The sequence below is a fragment of the Gordonia sp. NPDC003376 genome (assembly GCF_053589235.1).
Window position 1 is genome coordinate 442,890 of sequence record NZ_JBSFRM010000001.1, and the last position, 15,713, is coordinate 458,602.

Below are 15,713 nucleotides of genomic sequence, written 5' to 3' on the forward strand. Positions count from 1 at the left end.
CGCCACGCTCCTCAGCGACTCAACCACCAACCACCCGTTGATGGTTGAGCCGGGACCGAGCGCAGCGAGGACCCGAGTCGAAACCCGGCGAGCCGACAATACCCGCAACCACCTCCGAGGTGCTCACCCACCGAACCCAGCCGACAGAGGTTTCCACACGCCCCGTCGCCACGCTACTCAGCGACTCAACCACCAACCACCCGTTGATGGTTGAGCCGGGACCGAGCGCAGCGAGGACCCGAGTCGAAACCCGGCGAGCCGCCAATACCCGCAACCACCTCCGAGGTGCTCACCACCCGAACCCAGCCGACAGAGGTTTCCACACGCCCCGTCGCCACGCTCCTCAGCGACTCAACCACCACCGCCCTCACGGGTCACCGGTAGACCATGCCACCGTCGATCAGGATCGCCTGTCCGGTCACGTAATCCGAGTCTGGTCCCGACAGGTACGACACCAACGAGGCGACGTCGTCGGGGGTCTCGGCCCGACCCAGCGCGATACCGCCCACGAACTTGTCGTACGTTTCACCCTCGGCGGCACCGGCCAGCTCGGCGAAACGCTTGTCGATGGTCACCCACATGTCGGTGCCCACAACTCCCGGACAGTAGGCATTGACCGTGATCCCTTGCGCTGCATACTCCTTGGCCGCAGCCTGAGTGAGTGCCCGCACCGCGAACTTGGTGGCACAGTAGACGCCCAGCATCGCGAAGCCGTCGTGGCCGGCGATCGACGACGCATTGATGATCTTGCCCTTGCATCCGAGTGCCCTGAACGTGGCGGCCGCCGCCTGGATTCCCCAGAGGACACCGTCGACGTTGATTCGCCAGATCTTGTCGACGTCGGCCGGTGTCACGTCGTCGATCGGGGCGACCTGTGCGATGCCGGCGTTGTTGACCATCACGTCGAAACCACCGAGCTGCTCGGCCGCGGAGTCGACCGCCGCGAACACCTGGTCGCGGTCGCTCACGTCGGCAACGATTCCCACTGCCTTGGAACCGATCTCGTGGATCTCGTCGACGACCGACGCGATGGTCGATTCGTTGATGTCGACCACCGCGATGTCATGTCCGTCGCGTGCCAGGCGCAGCGCGATCCCGCGTCCGATTCCCTGACCGCCTCCGGTCACGAGTGCCACGCTCATGCCCGCACCGCCGATCGAATCGATTGCCGGGCCGTGTCGTATATGCGGGCACTGTCGTAAGTGATTGCGTCCATGACGTTGTGACTCCTGTTCTCGTCGGCAGGTGCCGATGTGCAGCAATCGTTGTGACCCGGAGCACAGAAGCCAAGGGTTGCGAGAGGTTGCAGCCCACACACGCACACCGGCTCGGTCTGCGATGCAACCCTCCGCAACTCTGACACCGATGGTGTGAGGCAGCTCATAGTGAGCGCGCATCATCGACCGCGATCCCCCGAGGAGTCCCGCCATGGCCGCAACCACCGGTATCGAACCGCCCGACGAAACGCAGGTGGCACCACCATCTGCCGCAACCACCGCCACCGACAGCCGTTGGGTGGCGTTCGGCCTGGCCAATCTCGCCATCGTGGTGGCCCTGTCGCTGGCCACCTGGTATCTGCTGGCGGACCCCACGACCAGCCCGTGGGACTTCTATCCGCTGCCGTTCAACGCCGCGTTGTTCTGGGCCATCCTGTTCATCGTCTTCATCGGCTTCAACGCCGAGTTCCACGGCTTCGACCGGTGGGGGCAACCGGCTCGTGGCCTGGCGATCCTCGCCTGCACCGCGGTGTTCTCCGTGGTGGTGACCTGGCTGCTCGGCAGCGGGCTGGGCGCGATCTTCCCCGACTTCGCCGGCTCCCGAGAAGGTGGTCTCGGCTACTTCACCGGGGCGCTGTTCGTCCTGTTCGGGTTCGGCACCTGGGTGATGGTGGTCCTCAACTGGCAGCACTGGCCGTGGACCGCGCTCGGGATGAAGCAACCCCTGATCGGGCTGTGCGAGATCGCCTTTGTCGCGGTCCCGACACTGGCCCTCTACGTCGTCCTCGGGTTGCCCGCGGTGTCGTCGTCGATCGCCGATCCGCCGATGTCGGTGGACACCGTACTCGGCTGGTTCTACTCGATCGTGGTGTCGGTGATCCTGACCGGTCAGACGCTGGACAACTGGCCGTGGAAGCTGTTCGGCGGCGGTGGCCGGACCGCGCTGGCCGCCACCATCGGCAACGTCGTCGTCGGCACCGGCATCTACTTCATCATGGTGCCGCTGGCCGAGTTCCTGGTCGGTCCCACCGCCACCGCCGAGCTGGGCAGCGTCCTCCATCAGTTCCCGGCGCAGATCGGGGTCTGCTGGGCGTTCTGGATGATCTTCTGGGCCAACGGTTTCGGCAACCGTTTTGCCCCGCCGATCCGAGCGGTCCTGACCTTCGCCCTCGCAATCGGAACGTTCCTGCTGTACTACCGCTTCGCCGCCCAACACGTACTACACGAACCGGCGGTCGCCGACGGCCTGTACGGCAACGCCCTCGGATTCATCGACTGGCTGGTGTTGTGGACGCTGATCTACGTGGTGGGCTTCGGCTCGATCGGATTGAGCCGGTTGAGGTGAGGTCTGAGTTCTCTCCCCGGGCAAGACGGCGGGGCATGGATCGATAGGCCCCGGCCGGCGAACAGCATTCCCCCGAACACGACCCGCTGGTGGTCGGCCGACACCGATCGACTCGACCGACCACCGGCCTCATCGTGTTCGAACCGAATTGCGAAGCGCACCATATCCTCTGATGAACCCGGGCGGTCGGGGCCGGCGAGACGCTCACGTAACCATCGCGCGTGCAGTAGTGCAGATCCGGCACCGTCGGTGTGTCCCGCCGACGCGATCTGCAGGATTCCGTTCAGATACGGGGCGAGCGCAGCCGCGGTCACCAGACACAGATCGTCGGCGGGAACATCGACGACGGTGATGTCGTGCACGGCCCTGACCCGGACATGCATGGTCAATCCTCGTTGCCGGACGTCGCTGCCGATTGCGGCCACAGGTACTCGGCATATCTCTGGTACAGATCGCGCCTGCGGGCCCGGTCCCGCACCGTGGTCGCGACGCCGCTCTCCCGAAGTTCCTGCAGCAGATCGATGTCCAGGGTCGCGATCACCGTGCCGACGGCGTCGTCGGTCCCTTCGGCGATCACACCGTCCTCCGGCAGGCCGGTGTCGCACGGGCCGAGCACCGAGGCACGACCCCGCGCGAACGGGATGGGACCCGCACCGCCGCCGACCACCGGGCAGTGCACGGCGTAGACCTGGTTCTCGATACAGCGCGCGGCAACCGAATGACGCACCCGGTGATATCCGGCTCGCGTGAAGGTGAAACTGGGACAGAGCAGTACGTCGACGCCGAGGCCGCGGTAGATGGTGGCGATCTCCGGAACCTCCGCCTCATAGCAGACCATGATCCCGCACCGCACCCCGTTGATCTCGACACAGGTGAGTCGCTCACCTTCGCCGGACAACCAGCCCCATTCCGCAGGGAAGAGGTGACTCTTCTGGTGACGTGTCACCGAGCCATCCGGCAGGAAGAGGTGGGCGACGTTGATCAACCCGGCATCCTCGCGGACGAAGTGCGTGCCCGCGAGGATCGCCTGATCCCGCGCCACCGCCTGAGCAGAGAAGAACTCCTCGTACGCTGCAGTGTGGTCGGCCACCATCTGATAGGCCTCACGTGGCGAGGAGTCCTCCCACCCTGCGGCTCCACCGACGAGTCCGATGGTCATGCACTCCCCGAATACGACGAGGTCGGCCTCACCGACCGCATCGAGTTGCGCACTCGCCCGCCGAGCCAGGACATCCCACGCACTGGCCGGACGGATGTCGAATTGTACTGCGCCGACGCAGATTCGATGATTCAAGGACGTTCTTCCCGTCTGATCGGTGAGGTGCGGCCGAAGATGATCGACTACGACACCAGGGGCATGACCTGGGTACCGAACCGATCGAGATCGGCCAGGTAGTCCTGGAAGGTGAACATCACGCCGCCGACGCCCTCGACCTCCGAGATCGCTCGGATCTGCTCGGCAACGCTCTTGGGATCACCCTTGATGACCTCCCACAACATGAAATTGTCGGTGCCCTTCAGCGTGGCGTGAAGCGAGTTGACGTCACCCGACGTGTCCATCGACGCGTGCCCGGTCATGGTTGCGACCGTCTCGAGATCCTGGCTCTCCCGCCACCTGCCGATCACGTCCTCACATTCGTCGAGGCTGTCACGCACAACACATTGGTAGAGGGGGTAGGCCTCGGCCGGTCGGCCGACCGCGTCACCGGCCGCGCGCACCCGCGCCACCTGGGCCTCGAGCTCGGCGTGATCGAGCTTGCCGCCCATGAACTGGTAGTCGGCATGTGCCGCGGTGAACGCCATACCCCTGTCCGACTGTCCCGCGCAGACGATCTTCACGTTCAGGTCTTCGCCGAAGTGCGGTTCCAGCTTGGCGTCGTCCATCTGGAAGAATTCGCCCTTGAAGTCCGACTGGCCTGTGGACCACAGTTCACGCATCACGGTGAGGTACTCGGCCGCATAGTCGTAGCGGGACTGGAAGTACTCGTCACCGGGCCAGAGACCCATCGACTCCCACTCCGGCTTCTCCCAGCCGGTGATGATGTTCACCCCGAAGCGGCCGGGGCCTGCCATGTTCGCAACGGTGACGACCTGTTTGGCCGCGTAGACCGGTGGCACGCTGAGCAGGGAGATCGACGGAATCAACTGGATCCTGCGCGTGACGGCAGCCAGGCCTGCCATGGTCGTGAACGAGTCGAGGGCGTAGTCCCAGAACCTGGTCACACCGCCCATACCCTTGTACTTGTTGGGCGCGAGAAGGAAGTCGAATCCGTAGTTCTCGGCCTTGAGCGCGGTTTCCTGCATCAGGAACCAACTCGGGCGGTACTGCGGAGACGCGGTGGAGATGACCCAGCCGGTGCTGAGTGTGGGGGCGAAGACACCTAACTTCATTCGGAGTTCCTCTCGGTGACGGATTCTGGGTGATGACAGATCTGGGTGAACCCCGATCGGTAGAACAGGAGTGGTGCAGCCTCGGGCCGCTCACGGAAGCTGTCGATGTGCAGGAGCACGAGATCGTGGTCCCCGGCGGGCACCACGTCGTGTACGTGGCAGCCGAACCACAGCGGAGCCCCCTGCACGAAGATCGCTCCCTCGTCACCGTGGATGTCGACGCCGCGAAGCCGATGGTCACGGTCGGCGGTCGAGGACAACCGGCGGCACAGCTCGCCGTGTTCGTCTGACAGGACCGAAATACCCAGGTGTGCCGCAGTATTGATGTGCTTCCAGGTCTGCGAAGAGTGCTGGACCGACACCGATGCCAAGGGCGGTGTCTCCGAGACACCGACCATGAACGACGATGCGACCAGAGCGTGCCGGATGCCGTCGACCTCGGCACATATCGCGACGACACCGCTCGGATACGCGGCCATGACGGACCGGGGCACGCCCGTCGACGCGACGACGCTGTCAGCCGACATCGGAATCCTGTGCGGTGGGAGTGGCGACACCGCCACCCCGGAGGCCGGGGCGGACATCGAGGACGGGATCGTCGAGGCGGTCACCTATCGCCGGCCTCGAAGGCAGGGTGGGGATTGCCTACCACGACAGTCGTCTTCATCGCACCTTCTCTGCATCGTCTGATCACTGGGAGCAAAGCTAGGCGGCGGCGCACGGCCGCAGATCCGTCAGATTGCGGAGTGCTGGTAACGGTCGCGTTGCGTGGGCACTGCCGCGAGATCTCCGGACGGGCCGGTGCGGCGTCCGACCGCGCCACCTGCGCGTCTGGGTGGCGCCGACTATTCTGAACACTCCGACCCCGACCCAGTGAGGACTCACCGATGCCTCGCACCGATCCCGACATCCAGGAATGGGATGGTTCGGCGTTCTGCGTACAGGTCTTGGGGGGCAGACGACGGGGAATCGCGGAGTGCGGCCGCTGGTCGGCCGTTCCGGATGCGCTCCTGCAGATCGCCGCAGCGGCCTTCGACGAAGAGGTCATGCATGCCAGATTCTATTGGCGTGCAGGAACTTCCGGTCCGTACTGCGATGTGCGTCTGACGTCGTGCCGTGCGACCGGATCCGACGTCGTCCTGTTGGCAGGCGAGCCGGTATATGCCCTGCCCTACGAGCTGAGCAAGCGTGAGGTCGAGATCCTCACGCTCCTCACCACCGGAGACGGCAACAACGAGATCGCCGCGACACTGGGGCTCTCGCCCCGGACCGTCGCCACTCACGTCGACAACGTGCTCCGCAAGCTCGATGCCGTGTCCCGCACCGCTGCTGCAGCACGGGCGTTGGACGAGGGCCTCCTGACAGTGCCATCCGAGGATGCCCGGGAGTGCTTACGCCACACGCGGATCGGCAGGCTGTTGGCCTCAGGGTCACGGACCGGGGTCCCGCCCGCACCCACCCGTGGTGAGCAACGTCCGCGGCTGCTGCGGCGGCGTCCGCTGATCATCGGCGCGGCGCTGCCCACCGACGGAAAGGGCGCCACCGACGGGAAGGAGATGCTGCACGGACTCCGCCTGGCCCAGGAGGAGATCAACGCCGATGGCGGAATCCACGGGCGAATGATCGAGATCGAGCTCACCGACATCGACATCGACGACGCCGCATCGACGCGACGAGCGATTCAGACCCTCGCCGACCGGGAGGTCGATGTCCTCACCTCCGGCTATGTGGCACATCAGGATGCGGCGCACGACGAGGCCGCGTCGACCGGCATCCCGTATCTGCACGCCGCGACGTCAGGGGTGATGGAACGCCGCGTCGGCGACGATCCGGCGCACTTCTCCCGAATCCTGCAGGTCTGTCCGAGCGACACCCACTATGCGCCGGGGTTCGTCAAGTTCATGTCCGGTTTGCGTCGAACACGTCAGCTGCCCTCGGAGTCACGAACCCTGGTATGCCTCCAGCAGACATCCTGGCATCTGGTCGATTTCGGCATCACACGCGCGCAGGTGCTGGCCGACGCCGACGATTGGGAGCTCGCCGTCATCGACGTTTCCGACGGTGACGATTGGACCACGATCACCGAGCAGGCACTGGCCCAGGAGCCCTGCGCCATCCTGATCGGATCGTATTTTCCCGACAACCACGAGAGCGTGGTCCGCGCCGTTCGCGGCGCCCGCACGCCGTCACTGGTCTACTCGATCTACGCGCCATCGGTACCGGACTGGCGGGAGAGGCTCGGCGGTGCCGCCGACGGCGTGGTGTGGGCGACCACCACCGGCACGTACTCGGATGCGATCGGACGCAGATTCGCCGACCGGTACGCGCGGCGGTTCGGAACCGCGCCGGGCCGCTCGCATGCCGGTTTGGCCTACGACCGCGCGCACATCATCGGGAAGGCCTGGGCCGGAACCGATGACTTCCGAGACTTCGGGCAGGTGGCGAGGCGACTGCGTCGGTCCACCCATCGTGGCGTGAACGGTGCCTACTCGTTCGACGAGATCACAGGTGTCGCAGTCGGTTACGATGACGATGGCGGCGACCCCTCCCTGGCCCAGGCCCACGTCGTCTACCAGGTCCAGGATGGCAGACAGGAGATCATCGCCCCACGGCCGCACATCACCAGTCGATTCCGCGTCCCGGACTGGATCGACGATCGGCATCGACGGTTCCCGGGACCGAACTACTGATCCGGCGTCGCCGACCTGACCGGGGCACGGTACGGCTTCGCGTCACCGGCGGTGTGCTGCACCCGATGCGCAACGCTGGGATGGATCAGATCGTCGTGCCGCACCTCGCGGTCGCGCCATCCCCGGGCCAGACGCCAGACGGCGTTGTTGCCGACGATCGGGCCGAGCACCCGGTCGTCGGGCAACGGGGTGCCGAAGCCGATGTCGAGGTTGCGCCGATATGCCTTGCGGTTGACGCGGATTCCGGCGGCATGTGCCTCGTCGACCATCCACGACAGCGCGACGTCGGGCAGTCGGCTGTCCGGGCGGCAGGAGCCACCGATGTCGCCGTGTACCCCGGCGAACCACATCTCCTGGACGTCGCGTCGACCGAGTTTCTCACCGGCGAAACGGTATTCGGCAAAGGGTCGTCGCCGTTCGTCGAGCGCCAGCGCGTGCCGGGCGGTCTCGACGTTGTCGATGTTGGCGGTGAACGGCCACCGCGCGATCTCGACGCGTGCCCGCAGGTTGAGCCAGCCCACCGACTTCACGGTGTCCCACAACCCCAGGAAGCGGATCTGCTTGGTGCGCCGGAACGGCACCGGGAAGTCCGGATTGCCGAACTTGGCGCGGAAGTCGTTCCGTAGACGCCAGTAGTCCTGCACGGCCGCGGGTTTCGGCTCATCCGGCGCTACCGGGACGTCCTGCGGACCGCGCGTGGTGTACAGCTTCAGGGCGTAGGGGACGAGGTTGAGTGCGTCCGGGTGGAGGAGTCCGACGGTGCGCAGCATTCCGGTCAGGGCACGGGCCGTGTAGGCGCCGCGGGAGAACCCGAAGACGTAGATCTGATCACCGGGCCGGTACCGGGTGCACAACCACCCGTACGCCTCCTCGATGTTGTCACGGATCCCGTATCCGGCCACCATGCCACCGAATCGGGTTGCGGCCCGCCCGATCTGGGTGACCGCGGCCCGCGACCCCATCGTCCCCACCCCCGGGTCGTAGTAGACCAGCTGTGTGTCGTCTTTGACGCACACGTCGAACAGGCGCGCCACGTTGGTGAATCCGGTCTCGGGCTCGTTGGTGGTGCCGTCGAGACAGATCACCAGATTGCGCGGCTCCACCGCAGCCCGCGGGTCGGACGCGGCGCGCTCGGTCATCGGTCCCCCAACCTGGTCGGTGCGGCGGCACGGTGACCGCCGACGCTGGGTCGACGATAGCGAACGGTGCACGATTCGGGTACGCCCGCACTCCGGGGCCGGTATGCGACGGCGCCTACCGCAATCGCACTGTCAACCGATGCGCCTGCTCGAGCAGGAGTTGTCCCAGCTCGATCCGACGATCAGGCCTGAACCGGGTCTCCACCCCGGTCAGGCTCAGCGCCCACGTCGGCCGGTCGCGTCCGTCGAAGACCGCCGCGCCCATGCCCCAGCTGCCCTCGACGAGCAATGCCGGGTTGGTGGCGTACCCGGTCTCACGCGTCTGTGCGATGCGCTCCCGGATTCCGTCGCCGGAGTGCTCGGGACCCCAGCGACCCTCGAGTGACACACGGTCGAGGTACTCGTCGATCTCCCGATCGCGGAGATGGCCGAGGATGACCAGCCCGGCGGAGGCCACACCCAGTGGCAGACGGAGCCCGACGTGCAGGACATGGGAGCGCAGCGGAAAGCTGCCCTCCTGGGAGTGGATGCACACGGTCTCGTCCCCCCGGCGGGCCGAGAGGAAGGCGCTCTCGCCCGATTCGCGCGCGAGGTGGTCGACGATGTCCCGGGCCTGGTCGACGATGTCGTAGCGTGCGGCGGCACCTGCGCCGAGCAGATACAGCTCCGGCCCCAACGTCCAGCGTCCGGAGCGCGAATCCCGGTCCACCCAGCCCTCGTCGGCCATCGTCGTCAACAAGCGGTGCACCGTGGGCCGCGCGAGATCCACCGCCCTCGCGATCTCCGTGGTGGACGCCCCGGACGATGCCCGCGCACCGACGGCTCGCAGGACCGCGGCGGCCCGCTCGATGACGCCGGTGGCCGGTGAGGTCTCCATATCCCCGAAGGATAGTCCACTGGATGGACACCCTCGATTGCTTCGATCATTCTCCGAGCAGCTTGCCGAGTAGCCGGCAGATCGCCTTCACCTGCAGCATGTCGTCATGCAGACTCGGTTCCACTCCGACGGACACGTACCGGATGCGTCCGTCCAATGAACGAAAGCAAGGCGGTGAGAACATGTCGAAGGTCTTCTCCAGTGCGGCCGAGGCGGTCGCCGACATCGGCAGCGGGGCGACGCTGGCCGTCGGCGGATTCGGTCTGTGCGGGATCCCCGACACCCTGATCGAGGCGATCGCCGCGACCGCCTCCACCGGCCTCGAGGTCTTCTCCAACAACTGCGGCGTCGACGACCACGGTCTGGGCATCCTGCTCTCGCAGGGCCGGATCCGCCGGGTCACGGCGTCGTATGTGGGGGAGAACAAGGAGTTCGCACGGCAGTACCTGTCGGGTGAGCTCGAGGTGGAGCTGACCCCACAGGGCACGCTCGCCGAGCGGCTCCGTGCCGGTGGCGTCGGTATCCCGGCGTTCTACACACCGGCCGGGGTCTCCACCCCGGTCGCCGACGGCGGCATCCCGTGGAAGTACTCCGCGGACGGGGCGACGGTGGAGATCGCGTCCCCGCCCAAGGAGACCCGCGAGTTCGACGGCCGCACCTATGTCCTGGAAGAGGGCATCCACGCCGACTTCGCCCTGGTGCATGCCAAGCTCGGTGACACCGCGGGCAATCTCGTGTTCGAGAAGTCTGCGATGAACTTCAATCCGCTGGCCGCCATGGCCGGCACGATCACGATCGCGCAGGTCGAGAACCTGGTCGAACCGGGCGAGATCGATCCCGGTGCGGTGCACCTTCCCGGCATCTTCGTCCAGCGGATCGTGCACACCGGACCGCAGGACAAGCGCATCGAGAAGCTCACCGTCAGCGACGCCGAAGGAGCCCGCCCGTGACCGCACCGACCCCCGTCACCGCCCAGGTCGGCTGGACCCGCAACCAGATGGCGGCCCGAGCGGCCGCGGAGATGGTGGACGGCCAGTATGTGAACCTCGGGATCGGGCTGCCCACACTGATCCCCGACCATCTGTCCGCCGACGTGCACGTCACCCTGCACTCGGAGAACGGCATCCTCGGGACCGGCGCGTATCCGTCGGTCGACGACGTCGACGCCGACCTGATCAACGCGGGCAAGGAGACCGTCACGGTCAACCCCGGGGCGGCGTTCTTCGACTCGGCGACCTCGTTCGGCATGATCCGCGGCGGCCACATCGGCACCGCCGTCCTCGGCGGCATGCAGGTCTCGGGCCGGGGTGACCTCGCGAACTGGATGGTCCCCGGAAAGATGGTCAAGGGGATGGGTGGCGCCATGGACTTGGTCCACGGGGCCGACCGGGTGATCGTGCTGATGGAACACACCGACCGTGCGGGCAACTCCAAGCTCGTCGAGACCTGCACCCTGCCGCTCACCGGTGCCCGTGTGGTGGACCGGGTGATCACCAACCTCGCCGTGCTCGACGTGCTCGGCGACGGCACGCTCGCCATTCGGGAACTGGCCCCGGGAGTTTCGCGAGGGGATGTCCTCGCGGCCACCGACGCCCGGATCGCCGCCGAATAGGTGGGCATCGCGCGCCGGTTCCCGTCTGCGGCGGCTCACGGGAACCGGCGTGTGATGGCACTGTGACGCCCCGTGCCGCCGACAACGCAGCGGCGAACGGGCATACCTGGCAGCCGTCACACGCCGCAGGCCGCCGAAGACCACGTATCGTTCGACGCGAACACACCCATCTACTCCGAGGAGGTTCGCGTGTCCGGAGGTCTCGTCGCCCTGTTGGACGACGTCGCTGCGATCACCAAGGCCGCGGCCGCGAGCATCGACGACATCGGCGCCGCTGCCGGCAAGGCCAGCATCAAGGCGACCGGAGTCGTGGTCGACGACGCCGCCGTGACCCCGCGCTATGTGCACGGGTTCACCCCCGACCGCGAGTTGCCGATCATCTGGAAGATCTCCCTCGGGTCGATCCGCAACAAACTGGTGATCATCCTGCCGGTGGCGCTGCTGCTCAGTCAGTTCCTGCCGGGGGCGCTCCCCTACCTCCTGATCGCCGGTGGCCTGTACCTGTCCTACGAGGGTGCCGAGAAGGTCTACGAGGCCCTCGCCGGACATCACGAAGAGGCCGAGGACACCGCCGAGCGCGGACCCGAGTTCGAGAAGACGATGGTCAGCGGCGCCATCCGCACCGACCTGATCCTGTCTGCCGAGATCATGATCATCTCGCTGGCCTCGGTCGAGGACGAGCCGTTCTTCGTGCGTCTCGGGGTCCTCATCGTCGTCGCCTTCGTCATCACCGCACTCGTCTACGGCGTGGTGGCGGTGATCGTCAAGATGGACGATGTGGGACTGGCCCTGGCCCAACGGGATTCGACGTTCAGCCAGACAGTGGGACGCGGCCTGGTGCGTGCGATGCCCAAGGTGATGTCGACGCTGACGGTCGTCGGTATCGCCGCCATGTTGTGGGTCGGCGGCCATATCCTGATCGCCAACCTGGGTGAGGCCGGATTCCATTGGCCCGCCGACCGTCTGCACGATCTCGAGCACTGGGCCGGTGAGCTCGTCCACGGCTGGTTCGGGGGCGTCCTGTCCTGGACGGCGGGCACCGTGGTGTCGGCGATCGTGGGTCTGATCGTCGGCGCGATCGTGGTGCTGATCATGCACTTCGTGCCGAAGCGCAAGAAGACCGACGCCGCACACTGACGTCATGCTCCTCGGAATCGTCGCCGCCGTCCTCGCAGCTCTGGGTTACGGAGCCGCGTCGGTCCTGCAGGCACACGGCGCCCAGAGCGTCGGCGGTGAGTCCGTCGGCCCGACGAGCGGTTCGGCCCCCTCACTACGCTCGACCATCACCGCGGTGCTGACCGTGTCGTACCTGGCCGGACTGCTGCTGGACGGCCTGGGATTCCTCGCGAAACATGGTGGCCGCACGCCTGCTGCCGCTGTTCCTCGCCCAGCCGATCGTGAGTGCCAATCTCGTGGTCACCGTGGTACTCGCGGTCCTGTTCCTACACGCCCGACTCTCGACACGCGACTGGGCGGCGATCGGTGTGGTCGTCGCGGCCCTGGTGGTGCTCGGTGTGGCTGCCGGGGAGGAGGGACATGCCGAGGACCCGTGGCTGCACTGGGCGGTCCTCGGTGTGGGCCTTGGCCTGCTCGCGATCGGCGCGGCAGTACTGGTTCGCCTGCGATCACATGTCGCCGTGCTCGCCGGACTGACCGGTGGCGTGCTGTTCGGAGTCCTCGCCGTCGCCGTGCGCATCGTCGACGGACTCGATCCGTTCGACGTCGGCATGCTGCTCGGCGACCCGGCGTTCTGGGCCATCCTGGTGTGCGGACCGGGCGGCTTCTACATGTTCACCGTGGCGCTGCAGACCGGGTCGGTGAGCGCGGCGTCGGCGTCCCTCGTCGTGGGGGAGACCGTCATCCCCGGTGTCGTGGGCATCGCCCTGCTCGGCGACACCACCCGCGCCGGATGGCAGATCCCGGCGGTCATCGCCTTCGTCGCGGCGGTGGTCGGAGCGGTGGTGGTGGCGATGTCGCCGGTGGTGGAAGAGGTGGAAGGCGCCGCGGAGGCGGTGGAACCAGGCCGATAGACCGCTCGGGTGATGTCGGCGGCCGTTGTCACAAGCCCGGTCCCGGTTCGGGTCGCCGATGCCGCGAACGTCTCGATCAGTGCCGGGATCGAGGATGATCGGCCGAAAGGTATTGGTGCGCAACATCGTCACTCCTAGCGTGAAGAGCGTGAACATCAACGCGACACACGAAGGGAGCAGCCGATGACACGCGTGCTCATCGCCGTCTCAGGTGCCGGGTACTGGACCCTGGCCGACGGCACCCGCCACACCACGGGTTTCTGGCCGGAGGAGTTGGTCGTCCCCTACGAGATCTTCCGGGAAGCCGGCCACGACATCGCCATCGCCACGCCCGGTGGCGTCCGACCGATACCCGACGAGGCCGGATTCACCGTCGAGATGAACTTCGGTGACACCGAGGCCGGTGCCCGGTTCCGCAGGCAACTCGCCGATCTCGATGACGAGCTGGCCACACCACTGGACCTGGACTCGGTCTCGGCGGACGATTTCGACCTTCTCTTCATCCCCGGCGGTCACGGACCGATGGAAGATCTCGCGGTCCACAAGACGTTCGGCTCTCTGCTGCGTTCATTCGACGCCGCCGGCAAGACGATCGCAGCGGTCTGCCACGGGCCCGCCGCATTGCTCCCGGCCGTCGATCCCGACGGCGGTTGGACATTCGCCGGACGTCGCGTGACCGGGTTCTCCAATGTCGAGGAGACCCAGCTCGGATTTGCCGACACAGCTCCTTGGCTGCTGGCGGATCGCCTCGGTGATGCGGGCGGACAGTACGAACAGGCCGACGATCCGTGGGCTCCGTACGTGGTGGTCGACGGCAACCTGTACACCGGTCAGAACCCGGCGTCGACCAAGCCGCTGGCACAGCAGCTCGTCGCGTCGATACCGGTCACCACCTAGAACCCCTTGCGGGGCAGACGACGACCGTCGATCCCCGCGGATCTCCTCGAGAAAGGCCACTCGTGACCACATTGCGCTCGTCAGTCCTGCTCGACCACAACGCTTCCACGGTCTGGGACGTCATCCGCGACACGTCGAACATCAGCCGATGGTTCCCCGGGATCACGACGTCTGTCGGTAACACGCGGCAACGCACCGTCGTCCTGGGCGACGGCAGCACCATCGTGGAGGACATCGTGACCCTCGACGACACACTGCGCCGGATGCAATATCGCGCGGTGGGTGGCGATCTCCCCATCGAGAGCCACCTCGGCACCGTCGATGTCTTCGAGATCGGCGAGGGCCGCACGCTGCTGTCGTACAGTACCGAGATCGAACCGGCCGACCTGGCCGCGGCATTCCACACCGCGATCGACGAGGCGGTCGAGAACCTGCCCGACCATCTCTCCGCTGAGTGATCCTTGTCGAACACTGTGATGAGGCCGATGGCGGGGGCATCGGCCTCATCACAGTGGCGGCGCATCGCGTGTCGGTGTGTTCAACCCCGAGCGCGGCGGAGATCGTTGCCGGAGATCGACTCGCTGCAGGCACGCGGGGTCTGCCCGTATCGCTCACGGAACTCGTTGATGAAGTGCGACGTGCTCCGGTATCCGACTGCCTTGGAGATCTCGGTGACGTTCTGCTCGTTCGCGATGAGCAACTCCCGTGCTCGGGTCAGCCGCATCTCCTTCACGAACTGATAGGGCGACTTGCCGGTGGTGTCGCGGAACAGGTGAGAGAATGCCGACGGGCTCATGAAGGCCTTCTCGGCCAGGTCGCTCACACTCAACGGCTCCGCGAAATGCTCCTGGACATAGGCGATGACCGCACTGACCGGGTTGTTCGCCCGTTCACTCGCGGCCCGTTCGACCAGCAACCCGTACTGCTCCGCCTGCAGCGCGCGGTAGACGATCTCCTTGAGGTAGGTCGGGGTCAGCACGCGCCGGTCGGTGGCCGTCGACAGCGACCGCAGGAACCGCAGGATCGCATCCATCATGTCGCGGTCCAGCGCCGAGACGAACCCGCGGGCCACGTGGTCGGGGTGCCGGTTGCGGGTGAAGGCTGCCGTCTCGCGTTCCAACAGGATGTCTGACGACACCTGTCTGACCAGGTCGGGATCGATCTGCAGCCCGAAGGACAGAAACGGCTTTGCCTTGCTTGCCTCGATGATCTCGGTCCGGAAAGGACGGTTACCGCTGATCGCGAGGTAGGTGAAGGGGTCGTAGTAACGTTCGACACCGTCCTGTGTGACGCATTTGCGCCCTTGCGCGATCACGCACAGGTGCAGCTGGGAGACTTCCTCCCACAGGGGTTCGACCGGCTCGTCGAATCGGTAGATCGTCAGACCTGGGTAGTCGGTCTCGAGGATGCCGGGTTCGGACGCGCGGGATCTGAGCTCGGCGACGAGATCACCGGACGTGATCCGGAACTCCAGCGGATTGAGAATATCGGTCATCGCAGTCTCCTCGATCTCGT

At 66.3% G+C, this 15,713-nt stretch carries 15 protein-coding genes and 1 pseudogene; 8 read left to right on the forward strand and 8 right to left on the reverse strand.

All coding sequences use genetic code 11. The features are described 5' to 3' along the window. Positions 1–374: 374 nt before the first annotated feature. Positions 375–1,142, reverse strand: a complete 768-nt coding sequence (locus ACWDUA_RS01930; protein ID WP_449749311.1) for an acetoin reductase — start codon at positions 1,140–1,142, stop codon at positions 375–377. A 286-nt stretch (positions 1,143–1,428) separates the two neighbouring features. Between ACWDUA_RS01930 and ACWDUA_RS01935 the strand changes: the two genes are divergently transcribed. Beyond that, positions 1,429–2,562 carry a hypothetical protein gene (locus tag ACWDUA_RS01935; protein ID WP_449749312.1) on the forward strand — a complete coding sequence of 378 codons (1,134 nt, stop codon included), beginning with the start codon at positions 1,429–1,431 and terminating at the stop codon, positions 2,560–2,562. Here the strand turns inward: ACWDUA_RS01935 and ACWDUA_RS01940 are convergent. The 4 genes from ACWDUA_RS01940 to ACWDUA_RS01955 are packed head-to-tail and all read right to left on the reverse strand — an operon-like array spanning position 2,517 to position 5,480. Then, positions 2,517–2,945 (reverse strand): hypothetical protein, encoded by a 429-nt coding sequence (locus ACWDUA_RS01940; RefSeq protein WP_449749313.1) that lies wholly within the window; start codon positions 2,943–2,945, stop codon positions 2,517–2,519. The two genes, ACWDUA_RS01935 and ACWDUA_RS01940, sit on opposite strands and share 46 nt — an antisense overlap. Positions 2,946–2,947: 2 nt before the next feature. Then, positions 2,948–3,856, reverse strand: coding sequence for a nitrilase-related carbon-nitrogen hydrolase (locus ACWDUA_RS01945; protein ID WP_449749314.1), 909 nt, complete (start codon positions 3,854–3,856; stop codon positions 2,948–2,950). A gap of 47 nt (positions 3,857–3,903) precedes the next feature. Further along, on the reverse strand, positions 3,904–4,953 hold the full coding sequence (locus tag ACWDUA_RS01950; RefSeq protein WP_449749315.1) for an LLM class flavin-dependent oxidoreductase: 1,050 nt from the start codon (positions 4,951–4,953) through the stop codon (positions 3,904–3,906). After that, the gene (locus ACWDUA_RS01955; RefSeq protein WP_449749316.1) at positions 4,950–5,480 is read right to left on the reverse strand and encodes a flavin reductase family protein; all 531 of its coding nucleotides are present in this window, start codon (positions 5,478–5,480) and stop codon (positions 4,950–4,952) included. Before ACWDUA_RS01955 ends, ACWDUA_RS01950 begins: the two co-directional genes overlap by 4 nt. Positions 5,481–5,840: 360 nt before the next feature. Here ACWDUA_RS01955 and ACWDUA_RS01960 point away from each other — a divergent pair, with 360 nt between their 5' ends. Continuing rightward, positions 5,841–7,643, forward strand: coding sequence for an ABC transporter substrate-binding protein (locus tag ACWDUA_RS01960; RefSeq protein WP_449749317.1), 1,803 nt, complete (start codon positions 5,841–5,843; stop codon positions 7,641–7,643). Here ACWDUA_RS01960 and ACWDUA_RS01965 read toward each other — a convergent pair. Then, on the reverse strand, positions 7,637–8,782 hold the full coding sequence (locus ACWDUA_RS01965; RefSeq protein WP_449749318.1) for a DUF2235 domain-containing protein: 1,146 nt from the start codon (positions 8,780–8,782) through the stop codon (positions 7,637–7,639). The two genes, ACWDUA_RS01960 and ACWDUA_RS01965, sit on opposite strands and share 7 nt — an antisense overlap. A gap of 115 nt (positions 8,783–8,897) precedes the next feature. Then, the gene (locus ACWDUA_RS01970) at positions 8,898–9,659 is read right to left on the reverse strand and encodes an IclR family transcriptional regulator (protein ID WP_449749319.1); all 762 of its coding nucleotides are present in this window, start codon (positions 9,657–9,659) and stop codon (positions 8,898–8,900) included. 182 nt (positions 9,660–9,841) lie between these two features. Between ACWDUA_RS01970 and ACWDUA_RS01975 the strand changes: the two genes are divergently transcribed. From ACWDUA_RS01975 to ACWDUA_RS02000, 6 genes and pseudogenes are all read left to right on the forward strand, one after another. After that, the gene (locus ACWDUA_RS01975; RefSeq protein WP_449749320.1) at positions 9,842–10,609 is read left to right on the forward strand and encodes a CoA transferase subunit A; all 768 of its coding nucleotides are present in this window, start codon (positions 9,842–9,844) and stop codon (positions 10,607–10,609) included. A gap of 47 nt (positions 10,610–10,656) precedes the next feature. Next, entirely contained in the window at positions 10,657–11,271 is a 615-nt protein-coding gene (locus ACWDUA_RS01980) for a 3-oxoacid CoA-transferase subunit B (RefSeq protein ID WP_449749393.1), read from the forward strand. Between the two features lie 189 nt (positions 11,272–11,460). Beyond that, complete coding sequence (locus ACWDUA_RS01985; RefSeq protein ID WP_449749321.1) at positions 11,461–12,408, forward strand: DUF808 domain-containing protein; 948 nt, start codon at positions 11,461–11,463, stop codon at positions 12,406–12,408. Between the two features lie 4 nt (positions 12,409–12,412). Further along, a pseudogene (locus tag ACWDUA_RS01990) lies at positions 12,413–13,301 on the forward strand (hypothetical protein). 183 nt (positions 13,302–13,484) lie between these two features. Next, positions 13,485–14,198 (forward strand): type 1 glutamine amidotransferase domain-containing protein, encoded by a 714-nt coding sequence (locus ACWDUA_RS01995; RefSeq protein ID WP_449749322.1) that lies wholly within the window; start codon positions 13,485–13,487, stop codon positions 14,196–14,198. Between the two features lie 62 nt (positions 14,199–14,260). Next, complete coding sequence (locus ACWDUA_RS02000; protein ID WP_449749323.1) at positions 14,261–14,656, forward strand: SRPBCC family protein; 396 nt, start codon at positions 14,261–14,263, stop codon at positions 14,654–14,656. Positions 14,657–14,736: 80 nt separating this feature from the next. Here ACWDUA_RS02000 and ACWDUA_RS02005 read toward each other — a convergent pair whose 3' ends face one another. Continuing rightward, positions 14,737–15,693, reverse strand: coding sequence for an AraC family transcriptional regulator (locus ACWDUA_RS02005; RefSeq protein ID WP_449749324.1), 957 nt, complete (start codon positions 15,691–15,693; stop codon positions 14,737–14,739). Positions 15,694–15,713: the final 20 nt, after the last annotated feature.